At 73.6% G+C, this 25,705-nt stretch carries 21 protein-coding genes and 1 pseudogene; 11 read left to right on the top strand and 11 right to left on the bottom strand.

What is annotated here, in order from left to right; translation table 11 throughout:
* Positions 1-95: 95 nt before the first annotated feature.
* Positions 96-1,247, bottom strand: a complete 1,152-nt coding sequence (locus tag FF36_RS08355; RefSeq protein ID WP_044884399.1) for an aromatic ring-hydroxylating oxygenase subunit alpha — start codon at positions 1,245-1,247, stop codon at positions 96-98.
* Positions 1,248-2,001: 754 nt separating this feature from the next.
* Here FF36_RS08355 and FF36_RS08350 point away from each other — a divergent pair.
* The 7 genes and pseudogenes from FF36_RS08350 (at position 2,002) to uraH (ending at position 9,562) form a co-directional block, all read left to right on the top strand.
* Complete coding sequence (locus tag FF36_RS08350) at positions 2,002-2,898, top strand: FAD binding domain-containing protein (protein ID WP_044884438.1); 897 nt, start codon at positions 2,002-2,004, stop codon at positions 2,896-2,898.
* Entirely contained in the window at positions 2,895-3,533 is a 639-nt protein-coding gene (locus FF36_RS08345; protein ID WP_236705638.1) for a (2Fe-2S)-binding protein, read from the top strand. Before FF36_RS08350 ends, FF36_RS08345 begins: the two co-directional genes overlap by 4 nt.
* On the top strand, positions 3,523-5,934 hold the full coding sequence (gene pucD, locus FF36_RS08340; RefSeq protein WP_044884398.1) for a xanthine dehydrogenase subunit D: 2,412 nt from the start codon (positions 3,523-3,525) through the stop codon (positions 5,932-5,934). The genes FF36_RS08345 and pucD overlap by 11 nt, the downstream gene beginning before the upstream one ends.
* A pseudogene (gene allB, locus FF36_RS08335) lies at positions 5,931-6,878 on the top strand (allantoinase AllB); the annotation flags it as partial. The gene pucD and the pseudogene allB, both read left to right, overlap by 4 nt.
* Position 6,879: 1 nt before the next feature.
* A partial coding sequence (locus tag FF36_RS37430; protein ID WP_242422376.1) for an amidohydrolase family protein occupies positions 6,880-7,301 on the top strand: 422 nt, incomplete at its 5' end.
* 278 nt (positions 7,302-7,579) lie between these two features.
* On the top strand, positions 7,580-9,130 hold the full coding sequence (locus tag FF36_RS08330) for an allantoicase (protein WP_044884396.1): 1,551 nt from the start codon (positions 7,580-7,582) through the stop codon (positions 9,128-9,130).
* 99 nt (positions 9,131-9,229) lie between these two features.
* Complete coding sequence (uraH, locus tag FF36_RS08325) at positions 9,230-9,562, top strand: hydroxyisourate hydrolase (RefSeq protein WP_044884395.1); 333 nt, start codon at positions 9,230-9,232, stop codon at positions 9,560-9,562.
* A 59-nt stretch (positions 9,563-9,621) separates the two neighbouring features.
* Here uraH and FF36_RS08320 read toward each other — a convergent pair whose 3' ends face one another.
* The 4 genes from FF36_RS08320 to FF36_RS08305 form a co-directional block, all read right to left on the bottom strand.
* Positions 9,622-9,939, bottom strand: a complete 318-nt coding sequence (locus FF36_RS08320) for a DUF3349 domain-containing protein (protein WP_044884394.1) — start codon at positions 9,937-9,939, stop codon at positions 9,622-9,624.
* Between the two features lie 117 nt (positions 9,940-10,056).
* The gene (locus FF36_RS08315) at positions 10,057-10,323 is read right to left on the bottom strand and encodes a hypothetical protein (protein ID WP_044884393.1); all 267 of its coding nucleotides are present in this window, start codon (positions 10,321-10,323) and stop codon (positions 10,057-10,059) included.
* A gap of 93 nt (positions 10,324-10,416) precedes the next feature.
* Complete coding sequence (locus tag FF36_RS08310) at positions 10,417-11,565, bottom strand: inorganic phosphate transporter (protein ID WP_199865349.1); 1,149 nt, start codon at positions 11,563-11,565, stop codon at positions 10,417-10,419.
* Positions 11,566-11,698: 133 nt separating this feature from the next.
* On the bottom strand, positions 11,699-12,997 hold the full coding sequence (locus FF36_RS08305; RefSeq protein WP_044884392.1) for a DUF6986 family protein: 1,299 nt from the start codon (positions 12,995-12,997) through the stop codon (positions 11,699-11,701).
* Positions 12,998-13,504: 507 nt separating this feature from the next.
* On the opposite strand from FF36_RS08305, the gene FF36_RS08300 reads away from it, so the two are divergent.
* Positions 13,505-14,008 (top strand): ferritin-like domain-containing protein, encoded by a 504-nt coding sequence (locus FF36_RS08300; RefSeq protein WP_044884391.1) that lies wholly within the window; start codon positions 13,505-13,507, stop codon positions 14,006-14,008.
* A gap of 32 nt (positions 14,009-14,040) precedes the next feature.
* On the opposite strand, the gene FF36_RS08295 is transcribed toward FF36_RS08300, so the two are convergent.
* A complete protein-coding gene (locus FF36_RS08295; RefSeq protein WP_242422375.1) occupies positions 14,041-15,567 on the bottom strand; it encodes an 8-oxoguanine deaminase in 1,527 nt (508 codons plus the stop codon).
* A 65-nt stretch (positions 15,568-15,632) separates the two neighbouring features.
* On the opposite strand from FF36_RS08295, the gene FF36_RS08290 reads away from it, so the two are divergent.
* Positions 15,633-16,640: a TrmH family RNA methyltransferase gene (locus FF36_RS08290; RefSeq protein WP_044884390.1), complete on the top strand. Its 1,008-nt coding sequence runs from the start codon at positions 15,633-15,635 to the stop codon at positions 16,638-16,640.
* A gap of 28 nt (positions 16,641-16,668) precedes the next feature.
* Here the strand turns inward: FF36_RS08290 and FF36_RS08285 are convergent, their stop codons facing one another.
* Together FF36_RS08285 and FF36_RS08280 are read right to left on the bottom strand one after the other, a co-directional pair.
* Entirely contained in the window at positions 16,669-17,169 is a 501-nt protein-coding gene (locus FF36_RS08285; protein WP_242418072.1) for a DUF2752 domain-containing protein, read from the bottom strand.
* A gap of 130 nt (positions 17,170-17,299) precedes the next feature.
* Entirely contained in the window at positions 17,300-17,713 is a 414-nt protein-coding gene (locus FF36_RS08280) for a hypothetical protein (protein WP_044884389.1), read from the bottom strand.
* A gap of 1,139 nt (positions 17,714-18,852) precedes the next feature.
* On the opposite strand from FF36_RS08280, the gene FF36_RS35375 reads away from it, so the two are divergent.
* Both FF36_RS35375 and FF36_RS08270 read left to right on the top strand, forming a co-directional pair.
* A complete protein-coding gene (locus FF36_RS35375) occupies positions 18,853-20,178 on the top strand; it encodes a hypothetical protein (protein WP_044884388.1) in 1,326 nt (441 codons plus the stop codon).
* A gap of 115 nt (positions 20,179-20,293) precedes the next feature.
* Complete coding sequence (locus FF36_RS08270) at positions 20,294-21,643, top strand: ABC transporter substrate-binding protein (RefSeq protein WP_044884433.1); 1,350 nt, start codon at positions 20,294-20,296, stop codon at positions 21,641-21,643.
* A gap of 166 nt (positions 21,644-21,809) precedes the next feature.
* Here the strand turns inward: FF36_RS08270 and FF36_RS08265 are convergent, their stop codons facing one another.
* From FF36_RS08265 to FF36_RS08255, 3 genes are read right to left on the bottom strand one after another with little or no spacing between them, the layout of a single operon-like run.
* Positions 21,810-22,508, bottom strand: coding sequence for an ABC transporter ATP-binding protein (locus FF36_RS08265; protein ID WP_044884387.1), 699 nt, complete (start codon positions 22,506-22,508; stop codon positions 21,810-21,812).
* On the bottom strand, positions 22,505-23,353 hold the full coding sequence (locus FF36_RS08260; protein ID WP_044884386.1) for an ABC transporter ATP-binding protein: 849 nt from the start codon (positions 23,351-23,353) through the stop codon (positions 22,505-22,507). Before FF36_RS08260 ends, FF36_RS08265 begins: the two co-directional genes overlap by 4 nt.
* Complete coding sequence (locus FF36_RS08255; RefSeq protein WP_044884385.1) at positions 23,350-25,641, bottom strand: ABC transporter permease; 2,292 nt, start codon at positions 25,639-25,641, stop codon at positions 23,350-23,352. Before FF36_RS08255 ends, FF36_RS08260 begins: the two co-directional genes overlap by 4 nt.
* Between the last annotated feature and the right edge of the window lie 64 nt (positions 25,642-25,705).

Genomic DNA, 25,705 nt, shown 5'->3' with positions numbered 1-25,705 from the left:
GCAGGTCGTCGACCTGCGATGTCGCTCCCGCTGAGTGTCGGATATCCGCTGTTCCCACCGCGGTCGGGACNCCCCCGAACGCTGGACCTACCCGCCTATCGGATCGTCGTTCGCCGGAACTCGGTGCGGCGGGCGGTGGTGCGCGGCCGGTCCCGGCCGTCGGACGGTTGCCCGGAGCCGCTCGTCGGCAGCCGGGTCGCCCGGTCGACGAGGGATGCCAGCACGCGGCGCAGCGCGACTCCCGCGGCGTCGGCCCGGATGCTCACCTCCTCGGCGGGGTCGGCATCATCGCCTCTCAGCGGGTCGCCCCGCGGCGGGTCGCCGATCAGGGGCAGGCCGTCGAGGTCGAACCGTTCCTGCAGCGCGAGGTCCTCGTCGAGCACCGCCTGCTCGAAGCGGGCGGCCTCGGCCATCCGCGCGGCGTCCCCGCCCAGGTCGTCGCGCAGCAGCCTGGTGTAGATCCGGGTGGATCCCTCGTCCTCCGGCTGAAGGCAGAACTGGATCGTGTTGATCATCCCGGCATCCGGGTAGTCCAGGCGCAGGCGCAGCATGAACGGCGGCCGGTACACGTAGGTCGACCAGCGGCGCTGCACGAGCGGATGCTCGCCGGTGGCGACCTTGGGGTCCTCCGGGTTGGCGACCCGCTGTTCCATCTGCACGACGAATCCGTCGTCGTCCTGCGTCACCCGGTAGGGCGCGACCACGGTGTCCTCGCCGGCGCCGATCGTGCCGGCGTGCACGAACGGGAAGTGCGCCGTGTCCAGGAAGTTGTCGGCGAGCAGGCCGGCGCAGGCGGAGGACCGCGACGGCTCGAGCCAGACCGAGTCGAAACCCGCCTCGTCCGCCTCGGGGACCTCGATCAGGTCGGCGAACGGTTCCTCCGGCGCGATCCAGATCAGGCCGTGCCGCTCCACCACGCCCCACGGTGGGGCGGCCCTGGCCCGTCTGGGGGCGGGCACCCCGGGGCCCAGGGCGGGAACCGCGGTGCACTCGCCGGAGACGACGAAACGCCAGCCGTGATAGCCGCAGACGAGCTCGTGCGCATCCACCCGGCCGGCCGACAGCGGTGCAAGCCGGTGCGGGCACCGATCGGCGAACGCCGCCAGGCCATCATCCAGACGGGCGAGGACCCACGGCTCGCCCAGCAGCCGCACCGCCACCGGTTCGTCGGCGACCTCACCGGACCGTGCCACCGGATGCCAACCGTGGCGCAATGCGGCGTTGGTGTTCGTCAGACGACGTGACATGCCCACCTCGCTCGGTCGCGTGCCGCCGGCGGCGATTGGCTCGCCGGCCCGGTGCGGTGTTCGGACCCCGCGATCTGGCCGGGCCCGTCCCCCGGGCGGACCATCCTCCCCAGGGGGCCATCCTCCCGGTCGGACCCTCATCCGGATGGAACTGCTCGCCCCGGCGCGCGCACCCGCATTCCGGTGGCGACGTGATCCCGGCGCCGGAACGGGGCGACTCCGTGTGGTGCATGGTCCCGGCGGGCCATGCCGTCGCGGTACTCATCGGTCCCGCTATGACACGCCAGGAATGACGGAGAACCGCGCGTTCTGGACACAGAGGGGACAAAGGTCCCATTTCCGGAGTGAAACGGCGCTGTCTTTCGACTTGACGTCGCGCATGTAACAATTGGTGACGGTCTACTGGGCGGTTGGTAATGGTTCGGGTCGGTCGGATGCGGCGACTGCCCCGGTGGTGCGGGGTGCAACGGCCTCGGCCCGATCGGGCGGCCTCACGGAGTGTCTGCGTGGTCGAACATCATCGTAACTTTCCGCCTCTAGGGTCGGTTGCCATGCACCGTTCGTCCGCCTGCCCCGCTGCCCCTCGGCTCGTCGGCCGGTCCCGCCGGTCGAACCCACCCGGATGTTCCGCCGCGGGTCCGATCGGGCGGGTGCGGTTCATGGCCCGGCGCACACGGTCCTGGCGGCCGTGCTCCCGCCAGCAGCGGTCCCGGTGGGCGTGGTCCCTGTGACGGCCGGCGGGACGACGTCCGCGATGTTCCGGCCCCGCACGGTCGGTGAGGCGGTGGAGATGCTCGCCGCCGCGCACGACTCCGGTGCCGCGGTGGCGCTGCTGGGCGGTGGCACCGATCTGGTTCCCGCGCTGCGGTCCGGGGAGCGTGCCGCGGAGGTGGTCGTCGCGCTGCGCCGGGTGCTCGAACTGCGGGTCCGCGGTGCCGGGGCGGACAGCCTGACCATCGGCGCGGGAGTGACCTACACGGACCTGGCGGGCTGGTCGCTCTCGCCCGGCCTGGCCCGGGCCGCCCGGGTGGTCGGCTCCGTCCAGATCCGCAACACCGGCACGGTCGGCGGTGCGCTGGGGTCGGCGCGACCCGCCGGCGACCTGCTGACCTTCCTGACCGCCGCCGACGCCGAGGTGCTCACCACCTCGCCCCGAGGATCGGACCGGCTGCCGTTGCCACGCTTCCTTGCCGAGGGGCTGGCCCCGGACGCACTCGTCACGGCGGTGCGGCTGGCCCGCCCGGGCGGTCCGCAGGTCTACCTCAAGATCGGTGAGCGGCAGGCCGCGTACCCCGCGGTCGTCTCGTGCGCGGTCCTGGTGGACCGGGTGCGCCACCGGCTGACGTGTGCGGTCGGGGGAGTGGGCCTGCTGCCGGCCCGGATGGAGGCGGCCGAGCGGTACGCCCGCGACGAGGTCGACTGGTCGACCGGGACGGTGTCCTCAGCGGCGGCCCGACGCTTCGGCGACCTGGTCGTCGAGGCGGCCACCCGGATCACTCCCGCGCTGCCCGCGGGCCCGCGGGGCTCCGCGGAGTACCGCTGGCACGCGGCGGGGGTGCTCGCCGGCCGGGCGTTCGCCCGCTGCCTCCACGTGACCGCGCCCCCGGCCAGCGGCCCTGTCGGGGACTTTGCCGCCGGCGGGCAGCCGTGACCGCGGTGCCCGCGGACGGCCTCGACGCCGGGGCGGAGGGTGCGGACAGGGCCGGCGGGGCGGCCGGGGCGGACGGCGGCGAGAGCTACCGGCTGAACGTCGACGGCTTCCTGCGCACGGTGAACGGCGCCTCGATCGGGGATTCGCTGCTCACCGTGTTGCGGGACACCCTTGGGGTGACGGCGGTGAAGGACGCATGCGAGCAGGGCCGGTGCGGGGCCTGCTCGGTGCTGCTGGACGGCCGGCTCGCGGCGTCCTGCACGGTGCTCGCCGCGGACGCCGACGGCACCCGGGTGGTCACCGTCGCCGGGTTGGGCGGTGCGGGGCTGGCCCGGGCGGTCCGGGCGATGTTCCTCGCCGAGGGGGCGGTGCAGTGTGGCTTCTGCACCCCGGGCTTCGTGGTCGCGGTGACGGATCTGCTCACCCGCCATCCGGACGCCGACGAGGAGGAGATCCGCGAGGCGCTGGCCGGCAACATCTGCCGGTGCACCGGCTATGGCCGCATCCTCGCCGCCGTGCGGGCGGTCCAGGCTGAGCGCGGCGCCCTCCGTTCGGGGGATGCTCACTCATCTGGGGAGACCCAGCGTCACGGGGAGACCCAGCGTCACTCGGACGGGGGTCCGGATGGGTGGTGAGGCCGTGAGCGGTGGGATCGGGCGGTCGGTGCGTCGCCCGGATGGACCAGACAAGGCGAGCGGAGTCTTCCGGTACGCCGGGGACCTGCGGGTGCCGGGGATGCTGCACGCGCGCACGCTGCGCTCGCCGCATCCACGGGCCCGCCTCGGGCGAATCGACGCCGCGGCGGCCCGCCGCCTGCCCGGGGTGGCCGCCGTGGTCACGGCCGCCGACGTGCCGGGCGTGGCCACCTACGGGCTGATCGTCGCCGACCAGCCGGTCTTCGCCGCCGCGGAGGTGCGCTACGCCGGGGAGCCGGTCGCCGCCGTGGCCGCGGTCGACGTCGCGACCGCCCGCCGCGCGCTCGCCGCGATCGAGGTGGACTACGAGCCGCTGCCTCCCTCGACCGACCCGGAGCGGGTGCTGGCCGCGGATGCGGAATCCCTGCACCCCGCCGGCAACCTGTTTCGCGAGATCGACATCCGGCACGGCGAGCCCGGGGTCGACGGTCCCGTCGTCGTCGAGGACCGTTACGTGGTCGGCATGCAGGACCAGGCGTTCCTGGCACCGGAGGCGGCCCTGGTCAGCCCGGCGGCCGACGGTGGAGTGGACCTGCTCGTCGCGACCCAGTGGCTGCACTCGGACCGCGAGCAGCTCGCCGCCTGCCTGGGCATCCCGGAGAACCTCGTCCGCCTCACCCTGGCGGGCGTGGGGGGTGCGTTCGGGGGGCGCGAGGACGTCACCCTCCAGATCCACGGCGCGCTGCTGGCCCGGGCGACGGGTGCGCCGGTGCGGATCGCCTACGACCGCGTCGAGTCCTTCCTCGGCCATCCGCACCGCCATCCCGCCCGGATGTGGTTCCGGCACACCGCGACCGCCGACGGCGAACTGGTCAGCGTCCAGGCCAACGTCGTCCTGGACGGCGGTGCCTACGCGTCGTCCTCCCCCGCGGTGCTCGCGAACGCGGTCACCCACGCCGCCGGCCCCTACCGGGTTCCCCACACGCGGCTGCGCGGGGTGGCCGTGCGGACCAACAACCCGCCCTGCGGGGCCATGCGGGGTTTCGGCGTGCCGCAGGTGACCATCGGCCACGAGGCCCAGATGGACCGGTTGGCGGACGCGCTCGGCATGGACCCCGTCGAGCTGCGGATCCGCAACGCCGTCCGACCGGGGGATGTCCTGCCGACGGGGCAGGTACTCGGCGCCCCGCTGCCGGCGCGTGAGCTCATCCAGCTCGTCGCCGCCCGCCCGCTGCCCCCGCCGCCAACCGCGGACGTCACCGGCCTCGCCCTGCCCGGCGGGCTGCCCGCCGCGGCGGAGCCGGGCCGGGTGCGCCGCGGCGTCGGCTACGCCCTTGCCTACAAGAACCTCCTCTTCTCGGAGGGCATGGACGACTCCTCGGCCGCCCGCGTCCGGCTGGACCTGACCGACGACGGCACGCCGCGCGTCCGTGTGCACAGCGCCTGCGCCGAGGTCGGCCAGGGTTTCGTCACCATCGCCGGCCAGATCGCCCGCACCGAGCTCGGGGTCGAACAGGTCGTCCTCGCCCCCGCGGACACCGCGGTCGGCAGCGCCGGCTCCACCAGCGCCTCCCGCCAGACCTGGATGAGCGGCGGCGCCGTGCGCGGTGCCTGCGTCGCGGTCGCCGACCGGCTGCTTGCCCGGGTCGCGCGGGCCGCCGACCTGCCGGCCGAGGTCGTCGAGGCCCCCCGGCGCACCCTGCGGATCGCCGCCGGACACATCGTCGGCGTGGAGGCCGGGCTGCGCATCGGCATCGCCGACGCCCTGGCCGAAGGTCCGATCGAGGCCGACTACACGTTCCACCACCGGCGGACGACCGCGCTGGACGCCGAGGGTCAGGGCGATCCGCACGTGGCGTTCGCCGGCGCGGCCCACCGCGCGGTCGTCGACGTGGACATCGATCTCGGCCTGGTCCGGGTGGTGTCGATGGCGCTGGCCCAGGACTGCGGCACCGTGCTCAACCCCCTGTCCCTGCGCGGACAGGTCGAGGGGGGCACCGCCCAGGGGCTGGGTCTCGCGCTGATGGAGGAGCTGATCACCGTCGACGGGGTGGTGGTCAACCCGACCTTCCATGACTACCTGCTGCCGACCATCGCGGACGTCCCCGACCTGGACTTCGTCGCCGTCACCGAGCCGCAGCCCGACGCGCCCTACGGGGTCAAGGGCGTCGGCGAGGCGCCGACCTGCACCGCCACCCCCGCGATCGTCGCCGCCATCCGGGCGGCGGTCGGGCGGGACCTGCGGCGGGTCCCGGTGCGCCCGCAGGACCTCGTCGACCTCCCGACCCGCCCCGACCTCCCGACCGGCTCCGACCTCCCGACCGGCTCCGACGTTCCGGCTGGCGTCGACGTCCCGACCCGCGCCGGCGTCGACCCGGCTGGAGGTGCTTCGACGGCATGAGTGCGTACCTCCCGGACACGCCGGCACGCCTGCCGGAGCGGCCGCAGGTGCTGCGGTCCCGTCGGGTGGCCCTGCCCGACGGCGAGCGGCCGGCGGCGGTGCACCTCGCCGACGGTCGGATCACCGCGATCACCGAGCCCACCGAGGTGCCGGCGGACGCCCTGGTCACCGACCTCGGCGACCTGGCGTTGCTACCCGGTGTGGTCGACAGCCACGTGCACGTCAACGAGCCGGGTCGGACGGAGTGGGAGGGTTTCGCGACCGCGACCCGCGCCGCGGCGGCGGGCGGCGTCACCACGATCATCGACATGCCGTTGAACGCGATTCCGCCGACGACCTCCCTCGCGGCGCTCGCGACCAAGCGGGCGGTGGCCGAAGGTCAGATCGCCGTCGACGTCGGGTTCTGGGGCGGCATCATCGGCGCCGACACCCGTAATCTCGCCGATCTGGCCGCCCTGCACGACGCCGGTGTCTTCGGTTTCAAGGCGTTCCTGGCTCCGTCGGGGGTCGAGGAGTTCCCGCACGTCTCGATGGAGGTGCTGGCCGCCGCCGCCCGGCACACCGCCCGGATGGGCGCCCTCACCGTCGTGCACGCAGAGTCGCCCGCCGTCCTCGCGGCAGCACCGCCGGTGGCCGGGCGGGCCTTCGCGAGCTGGCTGGCCTCCCGGCCCGCGGCGGCGGAGACGCAGGCGGTGGCGGGGCTTGCGGCGCTGTCCGCCGCGACGGGTGCGCGGCTGCACGTGCTGCACCTGTCCGCCGTCGAGGCGCTCGACGAGATTTTCGCCGCCCGTGAGGAGGGGCTGCCGCTGACCGCCGAGACCTGCCCGCACTACCTGACGTTCACCGCGGAGGAGGTCCCCGAAGGGGCCACGGTGTTCAAGTGCGCCCCGCCCATCCGTGGCAGGACGAACCTGGACCGGTTGTGGGACGCGATGCCGGCGGGGNTGCTTACCGGGATCGTCAGCGACCACTCGCCGTCGACTCCGGAGGTCAAGCACATCGACAGCGGCGACTTCGCGGCCGCCTGGGGCGGTATCGCGTCCGTGCAGATCGGGCTACCCGCGGTGTGGACCCAGGCCCGCGCCCGCGGGCACACCCTCGCCGACGTGGTCGGTTGGATGTGCGCGGGCCCCGCGGACCTCGCCGGGCTGCGCGGCAAGGGTCGGCTCGCCATCGGTGCGGACGCCGACCTCGTCGTCTTCGACCCGGAGGCGTCGTTCCTGGTTGAGCCGTCCATGCTGCGGCATCGCCACCCGCTCACCCCCTACGCTGGACGCAGCCTCGACGGAGTCGTCCGGGCAACCTATCTGCGGGGGGTGCGTGCGGACGGTGACCGCCCGCCGCGGGGACGCCTGCTGGCACGGTGAGGTGGCCACCTCCGCCGATCGGGCCGGGACCCCTCCCGCCGCCGTGGGCCGCGTCGCCGGCTGGCGCGGATGGGCCCCCACGTCCGGCCGTGCGACGCCGACTCGGACCAGCCGCAGGCGTCGACGGGACGTACCCTTTGCCTCCCGCAAACGTGCTGACCCAGCCTGCCCGCAGGGTTCGCCGCCACCGACGCCGGTGGCGACCCGGCGGCCGCCCGACCAGCCGCGCAGCGGCCGGTCGCCGCAGGTGACACCGCTCGACCCGAGAGAAGGATCCGATGAGTGACGAGCCCGACCTGACCAACCTCGTCGACCTGGCGGCAGCCCGTTCCGGCGGCACGGTCGTGGCCGTCAACGACGAGTTCTTCGCGTTCGCGGAGCGGATGTTGCTGCCCGAGCCGCCCATCGTGCGCCCTGGCGTGTTCACCGAACGGGGCCAGTGGACCGATGGCTGGGAGACCCGCCGCCGCCGCGACCTGCCGGGGGCCGACTGGGCCATCGTCCGTCTCGGTGCGCCCGGGATCGCCCACGCGATCACCGTCGACACCACCCACTTCACCGGCAACGCGCCGGAGGCCGTCGAGATCCACGGGGCGACGGTCGCCGGCTACCCGTCCGCCGCGGAGGTCGCCGACGACGCCGTCGACTGGGTGGAGCTGGTCCCGCACACGCCGATCGCCGCCGACGCGGTCAACGTGCTGCCCGTGGCGGAGGCAGGCCGGCTCCGCATCACCCATCTTCGGCTGACCATCCATCCGGACGGGGGAGTCGCCCGGCTGCGCGTGCATGGCACGGTCGTGCCAGATCCGCGCCTGCTCGACCGGGTCACCTCCGACCTTGCCGCCGCCTACCTGGGCGGGGTCGTGGTGGCCGCCAGCGACATGCACTACGGCGACCGGCACAATCTCAACGCCTCCGGCGACGCCCGGGCGATGGGGGAGGGCTGGGAGACCCGGCGGCGCCGCGGCACCGGGCACGACTGGGCGGCGGTTCGCCTGACGACACAGGGCCTGATCGTGCGGGCCGAGGTCGACACCCGCCACTTCCGCGGCAACGCCCCCCGGGCCGTCGAGCTGTGGGCGGCGGACCTCCCGGACCTGCTCGACCCCGATGACATCAGCGCCATCACCGAGTGGGTTCCACTGCTGCCGCGCACGCGGGTACAGCCCAACACCCGGCACCTGTTCGATCTGGAGGTGCCCATTCAGGCCACGCACGTCCGCGTCGACGCGATCCCCGACGGCGGCCTGGCCCGGCTGCGGCTGACCGGCGTGCCGACGGCCACTGGGCGCGAGGCGCTGGCCATGCGCTGGTTCGACGCACTCTCCCCGGACGCCGCCCGCGAGGAGCTGCTGGCCTGCTGCGAGTCCGAGGACTGGGCCGAGGCGGTGGTGGCCCGCCGTCCGTTCGGCGTCCTCGCCGCCCTGCTGCCCGCCGCCGAGCAGGAATGGTGGCGGTTGCCGGAGTCGGCGTGGTTCGAGGCGTTCACCGCGCATCCCCGGATCGGAGAGCGCCCGACCGGCATCCCCGCGCCGCCGACGACGGCGCGCGCGTCAGTGGTGTCCCTGGACGCCCCCCGGCGGGAGCAGGCGGCGATGGACGAGGCCTCCGAGGAGATCAAGGCGGCGTTCGCCACCGGTAACGCCGCCTACGAGGAGCGCTTCGGCTACATCTTCCTGGTCCGGGCGGCGGGACGCGGCGCCGAGGAGATGCTCGCCCTGCTCCAGGAACGGATGGCCCACGAGCCCGATGAGGAGCTGCGCATCGCCGCCGGCCAGCAGGCGGAGATCACCGCCCTGCGGATCCGGCACCTGATCACCGGCGCGTAGTCCGCTGGTAGCGACGAGGGACGCCGATCAGGGCCGGGGCGGGGGACGATCGGGACGGGGGCTGGTCGCAACGGGCCAGGGGACTGCACGGGAGGCGCGATGGGGCTGTCCACACACGTCCTGGACACGGCGCAGGGGCGGCCCGCCGCGGGGATGCCGGTTCGGCTCGAACGGGGCGCATCTCGCTCGAATAGCGCCCAGACCGGTACCGGCTGGACCGTGGTCACCGAGGCGGTCACCGATGCCGACGGGCGGATCGGCGGCCTGCCGCTGACCGCGCCCGGAGTCTGGCGGCTCGTCTTCGACACCAGCGGCCGCTCGGCGTTCTTCCCCGAGGTGAGCATCGTGTTCCACGTCGCGGACCCGGCGGATCACCACCACGTCCCGCTTCTGCTGGCGCCGTTCGGCTACTCGACCTATCGCGGAAGCTGACGCGGTGCGCCCCGCCCGCCCGTGGTGGCCCCGGGCCGCCTGGGTGGGGCCGCCGATCGTCAGGTCTCGGTGGCGGGCTGCGGGCAGGACGGGGAGGCCAGCGGCCATCCGCCGGCCGCCAGCCGGGCGCTGACCCGGGCGATGTCGCCCTCCAGCGGGGTGTCGTGGGTGACGTCGGCGATCGCCGTGCGGATCGCCAGGGCCGACGCGGAGTCACCACTTGCGGCCAGCGCGTCGACGACCGCGGCCACCTCGTCCCCGGTCAGCTTGCGTCGCAGCAGCGCGAACAACGGCAGATAGTCCCGCTCCGGGACACCGTCGGGATACCCGGCCCGCAGCCACTGGATGACCGATGCCAGCAGCGGAGGCAACGCCACGCCGCTCACCTTTCCTTCTCCATCGCGTCGATCTCCCTCACGTTCCTGGCGGCTCCCTCACGTTCCTGGCGGCTCCCTCACGTTCCTGGCGGCTCCCTCACGTTCCTGGCGGCTCCCTCACGTTCCTGCGACGACGGAGTAGATACCCCAGCCGATCGCGGCCAGCACCAGGGCGAAGCACAGCGCTCCGGCGGCGATGCCCAGCGGGTTCGTCCCGATGATGCGGTCGTCGTCGGCCTCGCCGGCGGCGGGCGCGTCGCCGGCGCGACCCGGCAGGCTCACCGCGCGCAGCCCGACCGCGAACAGCGCGGGCAGCCCGGCCCCGGCGAGCAGGCCGATGACGACGATCTTCCACAGGGCGTCCAGGTCGATCCAGGAATCCATGCCCGCCTCTCCCTTCGTCACGTCCATCGGTCGTCACCCAGGATCCGTCCGACGGCCGAGCAGCCGTCCCGTCCGGGGCGCCGTACGCACGCCTCAGGCCGCGGCCGGCTCCTTGGCGTTCGCGGGGGCCGTGGCGCCGTCCCACTCGTCGTTGACGTTGTGGTGGCTGACCGGCCTGCGGCGGGCTCGCAGGTACAGCAGAGCGGACCCGATCACCAGCAGCACGAAGACGATCACCACGCCGGGGGTGCCGCCGATGCCCTGGGCGATCCCGTAGCACCCGGCGCCGACGAGCCCGGCGGCCGGCAGGGTCAGCAGCCAGGCGGTCGCCATCCGGCCGGCGACGCTCCAGCGCACCTCGGCGCCCTTGCGGCCCAGGCCGGTGCCGAGAATCGAGCCCGTCGCCACGTGCGTCGTCGACAGCGAGTACCCGAAGTGGCTGGAGAGCAGGATCGTCGCGGCCGAGGACGACTCCGCGGCCATGCCCTGCGGGGAGTCGATCTCGACCAACCCCTTGCCGAGGGTCCGGATCACCCGCCAGCCACCGAGGTAGGTACCCAGACTGATCGCGATCGCGCAGCTCGTGATCACCCAGAACGGGGCCTCGGACCCGGCGTCCACCGTGCCGTTGGCGATGAGAGCCAGGGTGATGACGCCCATCGTCTTCTGCGCGTCGTTCGTGCCGTGCGCGAGCGAGACGAGCGACGCCGAACCGATCTGGCCGATCCGGAATCCGTGGCTGCGCGTCCGGTCCGGGACACCGCGGCTGAGCCGGTAGATCAGGTAAGTGCCCACGGTCGCGATGAGGGCGGCGATCAGCGGGGAGAGGGCGGCCGGAATGATTACCTTCGACACGACGCCGTGCCATTTGACGCCGTTCGTGCCGGCGGCGGCCATGGTCGCCCCGATGACCCCCCCGATGAGCGCGTGAGATGAACTGGAGGGAATTCCGAAGAACCAGGTCAGCAAATTCCAGGTAATGCCGCCCACCAGGCCGGCGAATACCACCGTCAGCGTCACGAGATGGGTGTTGACCAGGCCACTCGCGATCGTCGCGGCCACGCTGAGCGACAGGAAGGCGCCGACGAGATTCAGCACCCCGGACAGGGTGACGGCGGTCTTCGGGGGCAGTGCCCGTGTTGCGATCGAGGTTGCCATCGCGTTGGCGGTGTCATGGAACCCGTTTGTGAAGTCGAAGGCCAGCGCGGTCATGACCACCAGGACCAGGATGCCGTCGTTCACGGTGTCTGTTGTAGACCTGAACCGGGCTGATGTCGACTCGTCGGGAACATCCAGAACGGGATAGCGAATGATGTTCGTCGTAGTTCACCTAATATTAATGTGGAGTACGCCTGCCGTTTTGTTTATCGGGCGATTACGGGCTGCTGCTGCTGCTGGCTGCGTTGGGTTGTTGCCGTCCGCCCAGGCGGATGACCGTCGTCCGGTCGAGGCCCGCGGCGGCGAGGCGCGGGTCGTCCAGCAGGCCCGCGTCCAGCGCCCGCAGGATGTGCCCGGCCAGGGCCCGCCCGGTCGCCGGTTCGTCGGCGACCGCGCCGGACTGCCGGGCGGCGGCGTAGTCGGCCAGCCGGGAAAGCGCCCCGCCGAGCCCGGCCAGCAGGCAGCCGGCAACCGCCGCGTGCCGGCTCACCAACTGCCCGGGATGCAGGTCCCAGCCCTGGTAGAGGCCACGGTGCCAGGCGCGGCGGACCAGCTCGGCGTGCCGGTGCCAGGCGCGGCGCACATCGTCGCCGGAGGCACCCGGCCGCTCGTCGCCGTCGACGGGCAGCAGGTTCGACGAGCCGTCTGCGACGTCGAGGCCGGTGCCGGCCGCCGCGAGCTGCATCATCGTCGTGGCGAACTCCACCGCCGGATGGTCGCTGGCCTGGTGGGCGGCCGTGATCCCGAGCGCCGCCGAGTAGTCGTAGGTGCCGACGTGCAGCCCGACGAGGCGGCCGGGGCCCAGGCCGAGGCCGGTGCGCACCAGCTCGGGCAGGGCGAGCACCGCAGCCGGCGTCTCGACCTGCACCTCGAGGCCGACCGGGTCGAGCCCGAGCCGCCGCTCCAGCTCGCCGAGGACGTCGGCGAAGACCCGAAGCTGTCGCGGGTCGCTGACCTTGGGCAGGGTCAGCACGAGGCCGGGTGGCGGGGAGTCGTCGCCGACGAGCGCGGTGAGGAACAGGTCGAGGCTGCGCAGCCCGCGGTCGCGGACCAGCGGGTCGAGCGACTTGGGCCGCAGCCCGTAGCGGGCGGGTAGGACCCCGGCCGCGGATGCGGCGCGCAGCGCCGTGGCCGCGCGCACGGCGTCGGCGTCCTCGGCGTCGTCCGGCCGCAGGCCGTAGCCGTCCTCCAGGTCGACCCGCAGGTCCTGGATCGGCTCGGCGGCGAGCACGCGCCGGGTGTGAGCGTGGACGGCCGCGGCGACCTGCGGCCGCGGGTCGCCGCCGGTCGCCGCGGCGAGCGTCGCCGGGTCGGCGCCGTACGCCGCGAGCAGGGCGCGGGCGCGGGCGCCCCAGGCCGGCACGACGTCGGGAACCATCTGATCGGCCGGCAGGTAGCAGGTGTGGACGGGCTGGCGGGCGCGGGTGCCGCCCGGATGGCGGGCGGCGAGGTCCGCGTCGACGGGGTCGAGGGCGGCGGTCAGTCGGGCGACGACATCGGGCGGCAGCGTCGGCATGCCCCCCAGTCTCCGGGGGACGCGGGGGCGGCCGGGAATGAAGCCGCCGCCGGCGCTGGGCGCACCGATCGGGGGGGTCGATGCGCGGCGCCGGCGGCGGCGGTCTCGGTGGGGGACGTCCGGCTTCCCGCGCCCGAACCATCATCGCTCAGCTCGTCGGACCCGGGGGGCCAACACGGTAACCCGGTCCGAACTGCCCCATTGCGTTGTACCAAATGTCCCCTTGGGGGCGGCCAACCGGGGTCAGTGCGCCCCACCGCGGCCGGGCGGGTGTTCCTCTCGACGGCGCGCGCGGCTTCGTCGACCTCCTCGCCGCCCGCGACGTCGGCCTTGCCCGCCCCGCCGGCGCCGCCCCGACCTGACCGCTCCCTCCGGGCTGTTTTATGTGCCTAGTCTGGTGACATATATTCATGCCCTGGACAGTCGAGGATCTGGGCGGGAGGTCCGGCGGCGCCGTTCCGATCTGGTGCCGGTGGGGCCCGCCGGACCCGTGGGAGGGACGGACGTATGGCCGAAACGCAGACCACTCCGGTGACCGAGCTGCTCAACGAGCTGCTCGGCAGCTACTGGGCGGGCTACGCCCAGCACCGCACCCATCTCGTCCTGGTCGAGTCCTGGGGCCTGCACGGCCTGGCCGCGGGCATGGCTCAGCGGATCGCCGACGAGCCGGTCACCATCGCCGCGGTGCTCAACCGGCTGCTCGACCTCGGCGGCCGGCCGGACTTCGTGGTGGCCAAGCCGGCCATCGGGACGTCGCTGCGGGAGGTGCTGGAGAACGACCTGGCGGCCCAGCGCGGCGCCCGTCCCGGCCTGAACCAGGCTGCGGAGGTCGCCGCCGCCGAGCACGACGCGACCACCCGCATCCTGATCGAGACCGTCCTCGCCGACGAGGAGCGGCACCTGGCCTGGCTCGACACCGAGCTGTCGCTCTACCACCGGCTCGGCGAGCCGCTCTACACGGCGCAGCGCCTCGCCGTGGCCACCGCCGCCACTTCTCCGGCGCCGGCCTGAGTACTCCGGCGCCGGCCTGAGCACGTCCCCGCTTATCCGGAGGCTTCCGCGCCCGATCTTTCCCTCTGGACTGGATATGCAGTACCGGCGTCGTCGAAGGCGCGTTGGATGCCGGCGGCGAGCGTGCGGTGCCGGTCGAGCATCGCGGGCAGGTCGGGGTGCACCGGCCGGCCGTCCTCGACGACGAGCCGGCCGGCGACGACGGTGTGCCGGGCGGCGGTCGGCCCGCAGCGCAGCCAGGCGTCGATCGGGTCGGACAGCGCCCCGGCGAAGGCGACCCCGTCCAGGGGCCAGACGACCAGGTCGCCGACCGCCCCGACGGACAGCTCGCCGATTTCGCCGGCGCGGCCGAGGCAGCCCGCGCCGCCACGGGTGGCGATCTCCAGCGCGTCGCGGGCCGACATCGACGCGGAGCCGTGCCGCAGCCGGCCCAGCAGCATCGCCGTGCGGGCCTCCAGCCACAGCGACGCCGAGTCCGCCGACGACGAACCGTCGCAGCCGAGACCCACCGGGACACCGGCCGCCCGTAGCTCGGCGATCGGCGCGAGTCCGCCGCCGAGGATCATGTTGCTGCTCGGGCAGTGCGCCACCCCGGTGCCCCAGGCGCCCAGCCGGGCGACCTCCTCGGGATTCGGGCAGATGCAGTGCGCCACCCACGCCCGGTCCCCGGCCCAGCCGACCTCGGCGAACTGGTCGATGGGCCGGCGGCCGAACACCGCCAGGCAGTACTCGTCCTCCTCGGGATCCTCGGCGAGATGGGTGTGCAGGCGCACGTCGAGCTGCTCGGCGAGCTCGGCGGTGGCGCGCATGAGCGCCGGGCTGACCGAGAACGGCGAGCAGGGCGCGAGCGCCACGCGCACCATCGCGCCCCACGACGGGTCGTGGTGGCGGGCGACCAGCCGGGCCGACTCGGCGAGGATCTCGTCGTCATCCTGGACCACCGAGTCGGGCGGCAGGCCCCCGTCCTTCGCCGACAGCGACATCGACCCGCGGGTCGGGTGGAACCGCAGCCCCAGGGCCGTCGCCGCGGCGATCTCCGCCGAGATCAGGTCCCCGCCGCCGCGCGGATGCACGTAGAGATGGTCGGTGGTCGTGGTGCAGCCGCCGAGCGCCAGCTCCGTGAGCCCGACGTAGGCCGAGACGTGCACCGCCTCCTCGTCCAGCCGTGACCACAGCGGGTACAGCGTCGACAACCAGGTGAACAGGGTGCCGCCCAGGGCCGGAGCGAAGGCGCGGGTGAGGTTCTGGTAGATGTGATGGTGTGTGTTCACCAGGCCGGGCGTGACGAGTGCGCCGTCGGCCCGTAGGGTGCGCCGGGCCGGCGGCGGCGGGTCGGCCGGGCCGCCGATCGCGCTGACCAGTCCGTCGGTCACCGCGACCCACCCGCCGCGGATCTCCCGGCGGTCGGCGTCCACGGTCGCGACCAGCTCGGCGCCGACGACGAGCAGATCGGCGGAAACAGGAGCGGTGATGGGACGGGAGACGGCGGGACCCGGCGTGGCTGCCGGCGCCGAAGTGGCTGCCGGTGCCAGTGCGGGCGCGGAGTGCGGCTCGGTCATGGCCGCCGATTCTGCGTCCCGCTCATTACGCCCGGGTGACACCGGCCGCGTCCGGAGGTTCCGGCGTGCCCGCTGACCCGCCCGGATCCGCCGCGGCCCAGGTTCCGGCGCAGGTCTCGGCGCCGGTCGTGGCGATCGACGATCCTGCGGATCCGCGTGTCGACGACTACGTCGCGCTCACCGATGTCGCCCTGCGGCGGCGGCGGGAGCCGGCCGACGGGCTGTTCATCGCCGAGGGCGAGCGGGTCATCACCCGGGCGCTGCGGGCCGGCTACCGGCCCCGTTCGGTCCTGGTCTCCCCGGCCCGGCTGGGCGCGGTGCCGGCGGACCTGCCGGCGGAGGTCCCCGTCTACGTGGCCGGGGCCGACGTCCTCGCCGCCATCACCGGCTTCGAGGTGCACCGCGGCGCGCTCGCGTCGATGTGCCGGCGCCCACCGCTGGCCCCGGCGGACGTGCTCGCCGCCGCGAGGCGGGTCCTCGTCTGCGAGGACATCGTGAGCCACACCAACCTGGGGGCGATCTTCCGCTCGGCCGCCGGGCTCGGGATGGACGCGGTGCTGCTCAGCCCCCGCTGCGCCGATCCGCTCTACCGCCGCTCCGTGCGGGTCTCGATGGGCGAGGTGTTCGCCGTGCCCTACGCCCGGCTCGACCCGTGGCCGGGCGCGCTGGGCTTGCTCCGCGACGCCGGTTTCACCCTGCTGGCGCTGACCCCGGCCGCCGACGCCGCCGATCTCGGCGCGTTCGCCGCCCGGCTCGACGCCGGCGCTCCGATCGACTCCGCTCCGGTCAGGCCCACTCCGGCCGACTCGCCTCCGGCCGACGCCGCTCCGGTCGGGCTCGCTCCGGCTGACGGCAGGCCGGCCGTCCTCGGGTCGACAGCGGATCCGGCGGGCCCGGCCACTGGGGCACCGGCGCGCGTCGCGCTCCTGCTCGGCACCGAGGGGGCCGGCCTGTCCGAACCAACCCAGACGGCGGCGACCGCGCGGGTCCGCATCCCGATGGCGCACGGCGTCGACTCGCTCAACGTCGCCGCCACCGCCGCCATCGCCTGCTACCTGCTGGGCCGGCGCTGACCGCACCACTCGCCCGGTGCCGCGTTGCCTAGGACGCCAGCCACGTGCAGCCGGGCACCGGCAGATTGCGCAGCACCCAGAAGGCGATGACCAGCACGGGGATGATCGGCAGCAGCCGGGCCGGGACGCGGGGCAGCGGGCGCCGCCAGCCGGCGGCCCGCGCCACCGCCACCGCCCAGCCGAGGACCAGCATCGGCGCGGCGACGACGAAGAAGAGGTTGTAGTCGGCGGCTGCGCCTGGGTGCCCGTGCAGGAGCTGGTGCAGTCCGCGCAGTGTGCCGCACCCGGGGCAGTCCAGCGACGTCGCCCAGCGGAATGGGCAGGTGGGATAATGGCCGGGCTGCGCCGGGTCGACGAGGTAGACCCGCACGGCGGCGGCAGCCGCGATCGCCCCCACCGCACCGAACCCGCCGAGGCGGGCCCGTGGCGACCAGATCCGTGGGGACCAGACCCGTGGCGCCGCCGACGGACTGGCCGTCATGACCGGGGCGGGCGGCGGATGGTCCGGATGCGGGATCGCGGCCGTCACTCGATCAGCGTAGCCGGAGCGAGGATCGGTCCGCGCCGGCCGGCGGTCACACCGGCGCCCGACCCCGCGGTCGGCGCCCGGCCTCAGGGCGGTGCCCGACCGCCGCTGGTCGGGCCGGCGTCGCGGGCGGTCACTCCAGGTGCAGGGCGTTCTCCTCGGCCGCGGAATTCCTGGTCGCCGCGTACTCGTCCCGCTCGAAGGCCGAGTCCTCGAAGGCGGTGTCCTCGAAGGCGGTGGCATCCTCGCCGTTGACGTCAGCCCGCAGGATCCGGCCCGACTCCCGGCGCTCGGCCTCCAGATAGGGGTCGGTGTCCGGCTGCTCGGCCGCGAGCTGCTCCGCGAAGGACGAGCCCGCGCGTTCCTCCCGCGGCGTGTGCGGGTATCGGACACTCGCGCTCGGCCGGTCCGGAGCCTCCCAGCTGTCGTCGAGCGGGTCTCTGCCGGCGTCCGTCGAGCCGAGGTCGTCGCTGTCGAACGTCTCGGCGGGTTCCAGGGGCGAGTCCTCGCGGTTCCACGAGTCGGAATCCGAGGCTGGTTGCGTCACGTCGGCCTCCCCAACCGGTCCCCGGTGAGCGGCGGTCGTCCGGCGGCGTGCACCTGGACGGATCGTCGGCGGGACGGGTCCGGTCGCTGTCTACATCGGTGCGTCCCGGGCCGTTCCCGGCACGCCTTGATGATGCACCTTCCCTGGCCCGGCGGCGCTAAGCCCACATTGCGCCGTGCCTTGTCGGTCGGCGCGCGCCGCGGGCGACCGCACCGACCCGCAGCCGGCCGGGGTCCGTGCCGATTGACTCGATCGAGGTCGGGCCGGACCGTCGGCGGCCTCGGCTGGAAACCGTCGGGGTCAAGATCCTCTTTTCTCTGCGGTCGGCCGGACAATCGCGGGGAAGCGGCTTGGTTGTGCCCTGCGGACGGAGCAAGCGGTCGTCCGCGATGGCCTGCTCCTCTTCCTGCCGTTCGGAGGGATTTTCCGCGGGCTGGGTCCAAGGCCTCTTCTGGTGGTGCTGACCTGGACATTTTTCGCAGGAATCCGAAACTTTTCCGGCGCGGTTGAATGCCGACTCCAGCGTCTGTCGCGGTTCCCGGCGGCTTGTCCGGTCACCATGGTTTCGGCATGGATGCCCCGGCCTGGACAGCGACGCGGCCAGGAACATTGCCGCGGGACGCGTGCTGACTGCGCGGGGAGGCCCGGCACCAGTCGAGCCGGCGAATCGCGAACCTCAACACGACGCGCCCGCCTTCCGGTGGGTGCGGAGGAGTTGGGTCCCCGCCGTCAGGCGGGGGAGGACGTCCATCCATCCCTGCTCGACGGGCCGGACGGCCACGGCGGTCGGGCGGTCCGGCGGAGTGGATCCGGGTCCTGGTCACGCGGCGACTCTCCGGCGGAATACAGCGATCTGTAGTTGGCAAGTCATTGAGGGCGGCGTTCTCGTCCGTTGGGACGACGCCGGCTACACCGGTCTCCGCGGGCGCCGCGGCGTCGGTGGGCGACGGTGGTCCGGCACGGCCGGGGCCGGATCGCCGTGTCCCGTGCAGATCCGCCCGGGTGGGGATCTGCCGTGCGGGGCTGCGGGCGGGTACGACCGACAGCGCGGATGCAAACGGCAGCAGCATGGACACGATTACCGCGTGGGGCGACCCCGCTTGCCACCGGGAGGCAGTTAGCGTATAGCGTCCCGCTTTGTGGCTACTGTTGCTGAGCGGATACTCGACCAGCTCGCCAAGGTTCCCGAAGGATTGGACGACGGCAGGCTGGCGGCGGCGATCGGGGCGAACCGGGGCACGGTGAACCAGGTCTGCCGGCGACTCGCCCAGACCGGACAGGTGCGCCGCGCGCAGGGCTCCGGCGGCCTCATCCTCAATCGGCTGCCGCAGCCGGCCGCCGTGACCCCCGAGATCCCGGGCGGCTCCGTCCCCGCCGGCTCCGTCCCGGCGGTTCCGGCTGAGGCCGATCCGCCTGCCGTGAACCCCCCGGTCACCGTGGTGCCGGTCAGCTCGGTGGAACCGGCCAGCTCGGTGGAACCGTTTTCGGAGCGGTCCACGGCCGAGACCGGCGCTGCGCCGGCGGCGGAGGTCGAGCTGCTCGGCGTCGCGGAGTCGGCCGTCGAGCCGGTGCCGGCGACCGAGCCGCTCGCCGAGGCCGCCCCGCTGCCGCCCGCGGAGATCCCGCCGACTGACGAGTCCGGGCCGGTCGTTGAGTCCGGGCCGGTCGTTGAGTCCGGGCCGGCCGCTGAGTCCGAGCCGGCCGTCGTGTCCGAGTCGGCGACTGAGTCCGAGCCGGCTGTCGAGCCCGAGCCGGCTGTCGAGTCTGAGTCGGTCGTTGTGTCCGAGCCGGTCGTTGTGTCCGAGCCGGTGGCGGTGGGGGAGCCGGCCCCGGTCGTGGAGGTGGCCGCCGAGCCGGTTGTGGTCGCCGAGCCGGTTCCTGCGGCGGTGGAGCCGGTTGCGGCTGGGGAGGTGGTTGCGGCTCGGGAGGTGGAGCCGGTCGCCGTGCCAGCGCAGCCGTCTGTACAGATTGCGCAGGAGGTGCCGGCCACCGCAGCCGCAGCCGCAGCCGCGACCGGGGCCGGGGCGCCCTCGGCCCCCAGCGCGGCAGAGGACCCGGTGGCCACGCTCGGGGAGGTCCTGGCCGCCCTTGACGAGGCGATGGCTCGGCTGGGGAGCACGATCCCGCCGGCGTCGGCGAAGGCCTCGAACGATGCCACGCCAGCGGTGGAGCTGGCGGGCGGTACGGTAGCCGAGCCCTCCGGGACGGAGGCGGTCCTCGCGGCGGCTCCGGCCACCAGCGGGGGCGGCGACCGGACGGGGACCGGCGTTCTCCCTTCCGCGGAACCGGCCACCGACAGCGTCGTCGTGGTGGCAGAGGGCGCGGGAACGGGTGACGGGGAGGGCGGTAAGGGCGTGGGCGGGGAGAGCTCCCCGGCCGCGGAGGAGGCACCGGTGGAGCGCGCGAGCGCGCCTGCGGTGCGTCGAAGCTGGTGGCGCCGCATGTTTGTGCGCAACGCTGGTTGATGTAACGGTACGTGGTCAGCGGCGGCTGGTTGGCTGTCGTCAGCCTGACGTATCGAGGGCGTCGATCCGGCCGTACCGTTCGAGCGTCACCGATCTACCAGGGGAGAGCATGTCCATGCGAGCGAAATCGCTCGTCGCCGCCGTCGTGCTGTCGTCGCTGGCGCTCGTCGCCTGCGGCAGCCGTGTGAACAACACCGAGCCGACCACGGCCGCCAGCACGCAGGCCGGCGCCTCGAACAACACCGCCTCCGACGTCGGGGTCACGCCCACCGAGATCAAGATCGGTACGATCGCCGGTCTGAGCAGCGGTTTCGGTCCGGACACGTTCTCCGCCTCGCTGTACGGGGCGCGGGCCTACTTCAAGGCGCTCAACGCGGCGGGCGGCGTGAACGGCCGCAGCGTGAACCTCGTCGAGTGCGACGACAAGGGCAGCGGCGACGGAAACGTGAGCTGTGCGCACAAACTCGTCGACGACGAGAAGGTCTTCGCGCTCGCCGGGGTGACCGCCTTCAACTACGCGGGAGCGCAGTACATCAACTCGAAGGGCGTGCCCGACATCGGCGGCCAGCCCGTGGGCACCGAGTACGACCAGTACCCGCACCTGTACTCGATCTACGGCAGCTACTATCCGCGCAACGGCGACCGCCCCGGCTACAACGGCACGCTGTACGCGGGGACCGAGATCTACCGCTGGTTCAAGCAGAATCTGCACACCAACGTCGCCGGGGTCGTCTACTACAACGTGGCCCCGTCGCAGCGCTACGCCAAGTCGGTGGCCGACGGCCTGCGCAAGGAGGGCTACAACGTCGTCGAGGAGCAGATCAACCTCGGGGCGCCGAACTGGGACTCCGCTGTGCTCGACCTCAAGCGGCGCGGGGTGCAGATCGTCTTCGACGCGATGGACGACGGCGGCAACGCGCAGCTCTGCAACTCCATCGAGAGCCAGAAGATGGCGCTGCAGGCCAAGGTGACCACGCCGCAGGGCTGGGCGAACAACATCGGCCAGGTCTACAGCGCGTCGCCGAACTGCCGGAACACGATCTACTCGACCAGCGGCTCGGCCAACTACCAGGACACCTCGATCCCCGCGGTGGCGCAGTTCCAGAAGGATCTCCAGGCGGCGGCGCCCGACCGGGTGGCCAAGGAGAACCTGTGGACGCTGGAGGGCTACGCCTCCGCCCAGTGGCTGACCGACGCGATCCGCTCCTGCGGCGCCAACGTGACCCGCACGTGCGTCGAGGCGTTCATGAACAGCGGCAAGGACTATGACGGCCACGGGCTGCTCATCTCGGCCGGCCGCAACTTCAAGAAGGCGCCGGAACCGCCCGCCCAGGATCAGAACTGCCTGAACGTCGCCCGCTGGAAGGATTCGGCGAACGGCGGCAAGGGCGGTTGGGAGACCCAGGTCAAGGACATGAACACCAACTGCTTCACCGTTCCGAACCTGCCCTACCCGGCGGGCTGACGACCGGCGGCCCTGCCTGTCGACAGGTGGTGGCCGCCGAACCGACTCGGGTCCCGGCCGGGATCCCCGCACCCGCGGGCGGTCCCGGCCGGGGCCCGACTCGTGGCAGCGGTGGATCGGGGGCGGAGCGGCCTCAGGTGGGAGTGGTTCAGGCGGGGGGAGTGGTTCAGGCGGAGGCGCCGGCGGGCGTGCCGCCGGCGAACTCGGCGGGGGTGCCGACGAAGGACCGTTCCCCCCGGTGCAGGACGTAGACCAGGTCGGCCATGGCCAGTGCCTGCTCGGTGTACTGGTCGGCGAGCAGGACCGTGGTGCCGGAGGCGGCCACGGTCGCCAGCCAGCCGAACAGGTCCGCGGCGACCTTCGGGGACAGGCCAAGCGACAGCTCGTCGACCATGAGCACCGAGGGGCGGGCGAGCAGGGCCCTGGCGAGCGCCAGCATCCGGCGCTCGCCGCCGGACATCGAACCGGCCCGCTGGGTGAGCCGCTCGCGCAGCCGGGGGAACGACTCCAGCGCCGGGGTGATGTCGGGATGCCCGCTCGCCTCGGCGATGATCTGGAGGTTGTCCCGGACCGACAGAGTGGCGAACACGGCTCGCTCGTCCGGCACCAGCATCAGGCCGCGGCGCGCCCGGTCGACGGTGGACAGCCGGGTGATGTCCTCGCCGCGCCAGGTCAGGGTGCCCGCCCGCAGCGGGATCAGCCCGGACAACACCCGCAGCGTGGTGGACTTGCCCGCGCCGTTCGCCCCCAGCAGCGCGGTCACCTTCCCGGCGGGGATGGCAAGGTCGAGGCCGTGCAGGACCTCGACCGTGCCGTAGCCGGCGCGGGCCCCCGTCAGTTCGAGCTCGGCGGTCGCCGTCGTCATCGTGCCTCCCCGGACTGCCCTGCCACGGCGAGGGGTGCCTGCGCCAGGTACACCGACCGCACGGTCGGGTCGTTGCGGACCGTCTCCGGGTCACCGGACGCGACGACCCGGCCGCCGACCATCGCGTACACCTGGTCGACGACGGAGAAGACGAGGTCGACGTCGTGGTCGACGATGACGATGCCGACCCCGCCGGCGGCGGTCCGCCGCAGCAACTGCGACAGCTTGGCGGTCTCCTCGCTGTCCAGGCCGCTGGCGGGCTCGTCGAGCAGCAGGATGTCCGGACGCGCGCACAACGCCCGCGCGAACTCGACCAGCCGCAGCGCCCCGGTGGGCAGCGTGCCGGCGATCGTGTCACGCACTTCGGACAGGCCGAGGGAGTCCAGGACCTCCTCGACGATCTGGGTCACCGGCCCCTTCGGCGCGAGCCCCAGCCGTTCGAGCCCGCGCTCGATGCTGTGGCTCACCCGGCCCCGGCCCTGCGCGGACAGGCCCAACAGGCCGCCGGCGTAGTCCCGGCGCCGGTTCTCCGCGCCGACGAGCAGGTTGTCCGCGACGGTGAGGGTGGGGAACAGCGAGGGGACCTGGAAGGTCTGCACCAGGCCGCGCCGCGACCGGATGTCCGGCCGCATCCGGGTGATGTCGGTGCTGCCGAGCACGACCTTGCCCTCGTCGGGCTGCTCGACGCCGGTGAGCAGGCTGAACAGCGTCGACTTGCCGGCGCCGTTCGGCCCGATGAGGCCGGTGATCATGCCCGGTGGGGCGACGAGGTCGACGTGGTCGACCGCGGTGAGGCCGCCGTAGCGGCGCACCAGGCCCACGGCCTGGAGTACGTGCCGGCTCATGCCCGGCCTCCCTCGGCTGGGTGGGTGGCGGCCCCGGCCCCGGCGCCGGCGCCGGCGCGGGACGGCTGCGGCCCCGCCGGGCGCGGGGCGCCGCCCGCCCCCGCGGCCCGCTGCTGGCGGCCCACCGCGGTCTGGGCGGCGGCGTACTGCTGGACCATCGCCACCAGGCTGGCGCCGAACGGCGTGAGCCGGGGGGCGTCCGCGGGCAGTCCGAGCTGGTTACCGGACAGCGGCCAGCGGGCGTAGTGCCCGGCGCGGGCCGCCCCCAGGGTCGAGCCGATCCCGGGGATGCCGGTGCTGCCGGTGATGCCGGTGGTGGCCGGCAGGTGGCCCACCGCGGAGATGCGCACCGGCACCGGCCGCGGGGCCCGCTGGTTAGGGTCGACGAAGCTGTCGGCGAGGTACTGGGCAAGCAGCCGGAGCAGCCCGCGCACGGCCGAGGCGAGCCCGCCGGGCATCCACCCCAGGGCGAGCGCCAGGATGCCGATGGCCAGCGTCGACGATCCGGCCGGAGCCAGTACGTCGATCGTGACCATGAACGCGGCGGCCACGATCGCGCCGGCCGCGCTGTCCGCGCCGAACACGACGACCGCCGTGAACCACAGCAGGCTCTGCAGCGGGGCGAAGTCGTCGGCGGAGAACGAGTAGCTGCTGTGCACCAGCAGCGTCCCGCCGAGCCCGGCGACGACGGAGGAGACGGTGAAGGCCAGCAGCTTGAGGTTGCGCACGTCGACGCCGACCGCGGCCGCGCCCTCGGAGTGGTCGCGCAGGGCGAGCAGGGCCCGGCCGAGCCGGCCGTGGTGCAGGTTGCGCACCACGAGCAGGCCGAAGCCCAGGCAGAGCAGCTCGAAGACGTAGAAGGCCTTCTCGGACAGCTCCCAGCCGAACAGCGACAGCGGGTCGAGGTACAGCCCGGTGGCGAAGGTGGGCTGCTCGAAGACGAACCGGCTCACGACGGCGCCGACGGCGAAGGTCGTCAGGGCCAGGGTCAGCCCGCGGCGCCGGATCGCCGGGTAGCCGGTGATCAGGCCGATGGGGGCGACGAACAGCGCGCCGACGAACATCGACGCGATCCCGGGGATCGCCGGCAGGCCGAACAGGTCGCCGTTGGCGAGCTTGAGCGACAGCAGCGCGCCGAGACCCGCGAAGCCGGCCGCCCCGAGGGAGAGCTGCCCGCTGTAGCCGGTGACGATCACCATCGACAGGAAGATCAGGGCCAGCGCCGGCACCATGAATGCCGAGCGCAGGTCGGAGGGCGCGAAGGTGAGCGGCGCGAGCAGCAGCGCCCCGCCGCCCAGCTTGCCGAGGTAGTCCCGCCGGAGACGGACCCCGCTGACCCGCCCGGACGGCGGCGCGCCGCGGCTGGAGAAGCTCGCCGTCGCTCCCGAGTCGCCCGAGCCCAGCTCCCGCAGCTTCGGGACGGCCAGCAGCAGGACCAGCAGGGCGACGATGAACAGGTTCGACTGGAGCACGGTGAGGATCTGGCCGGCGTCGCCGTGGAGGGTGAACTGCTTGAGCTCGCTCTGCAGGATGGCGATGCCCAGCGCGGTGAGGACCGCCACCGGCATGCTCGACAGCCGCGCGGCCACGACCACCGCGAAGGTCTCCAGGACCAGCAGCGTCAGGCCGTAGGGGGTGAGCTGGAAGCGGGGCGCCAGCAGGATGCCGGTCAGGCCCGCCATCGTGGTGCCGGCGGCCCAACCCGCGGCCGCCACCTTGTCGGCGGGCACCCCGGACAGCTCGGCGAGCTGCCGGTCGTCGACGACGGCCCGGATCTGGCGGCCGAAGGCGGTGCGGGCGGCGATGATCCCGATGACCGCGGCGAACACCACGACCATGATCAGCTCGGCCAGTGCGTCGACGCCGAGCCGGGAATCGCCGAACACCCGGACCGACGAGTTCGGAAAGATGCTGGGCGCGTCGCTGCGTGATCCCAGTCCCCAGATGCCCGCGGTGATGCCGAGGCTCAGCACCAGCACGCCGAGGCTGGCGACGAGGGCCTCGGCGGCCGACGCCCGGCGGCGGGCCAGCGGCCGGAACACCAGCCGTTCGAGCAGCAGCCCGATGCCGGGGGACACCACGGCGAGGGCGATCACGGCGGCCAGCCAGATCGGCAGGTCCCACTCGACGACCATCTCGCGGAAGATGTAGGCCACCAGGGTGGCGATCCCGCCCTGGGCGAGGTTGAGTACGCCGTTGGTGCGATAGGTGACCAGCAGGCCGATGCCGGACAGGGCGGCGATCGCGCCCAGCGAGATGCCGGCCAGCGCCAGGTCGATGCTGGTCATCGGCCACCCCCTCGGCGTGCGCCGGCGCCGGCCGGGTCAAGTGTGATCACGGGAACGTCAGCCT

Origin of the sequence: Frankia torreyi (assembly GCF_000948395.1) — a bacterium.
Classification (GTDB): domain Bacteria; phylum Actinomycetota; class Actinomycetes; order Frankiales; family Frankiaceae; genus Frankia; species Frankia torreyi.
The sequence above is the reverse complement of the archived record's forward strand: the minus strand, read 5'-3'. Positions and strand labels throughout refer to the sequence as shown.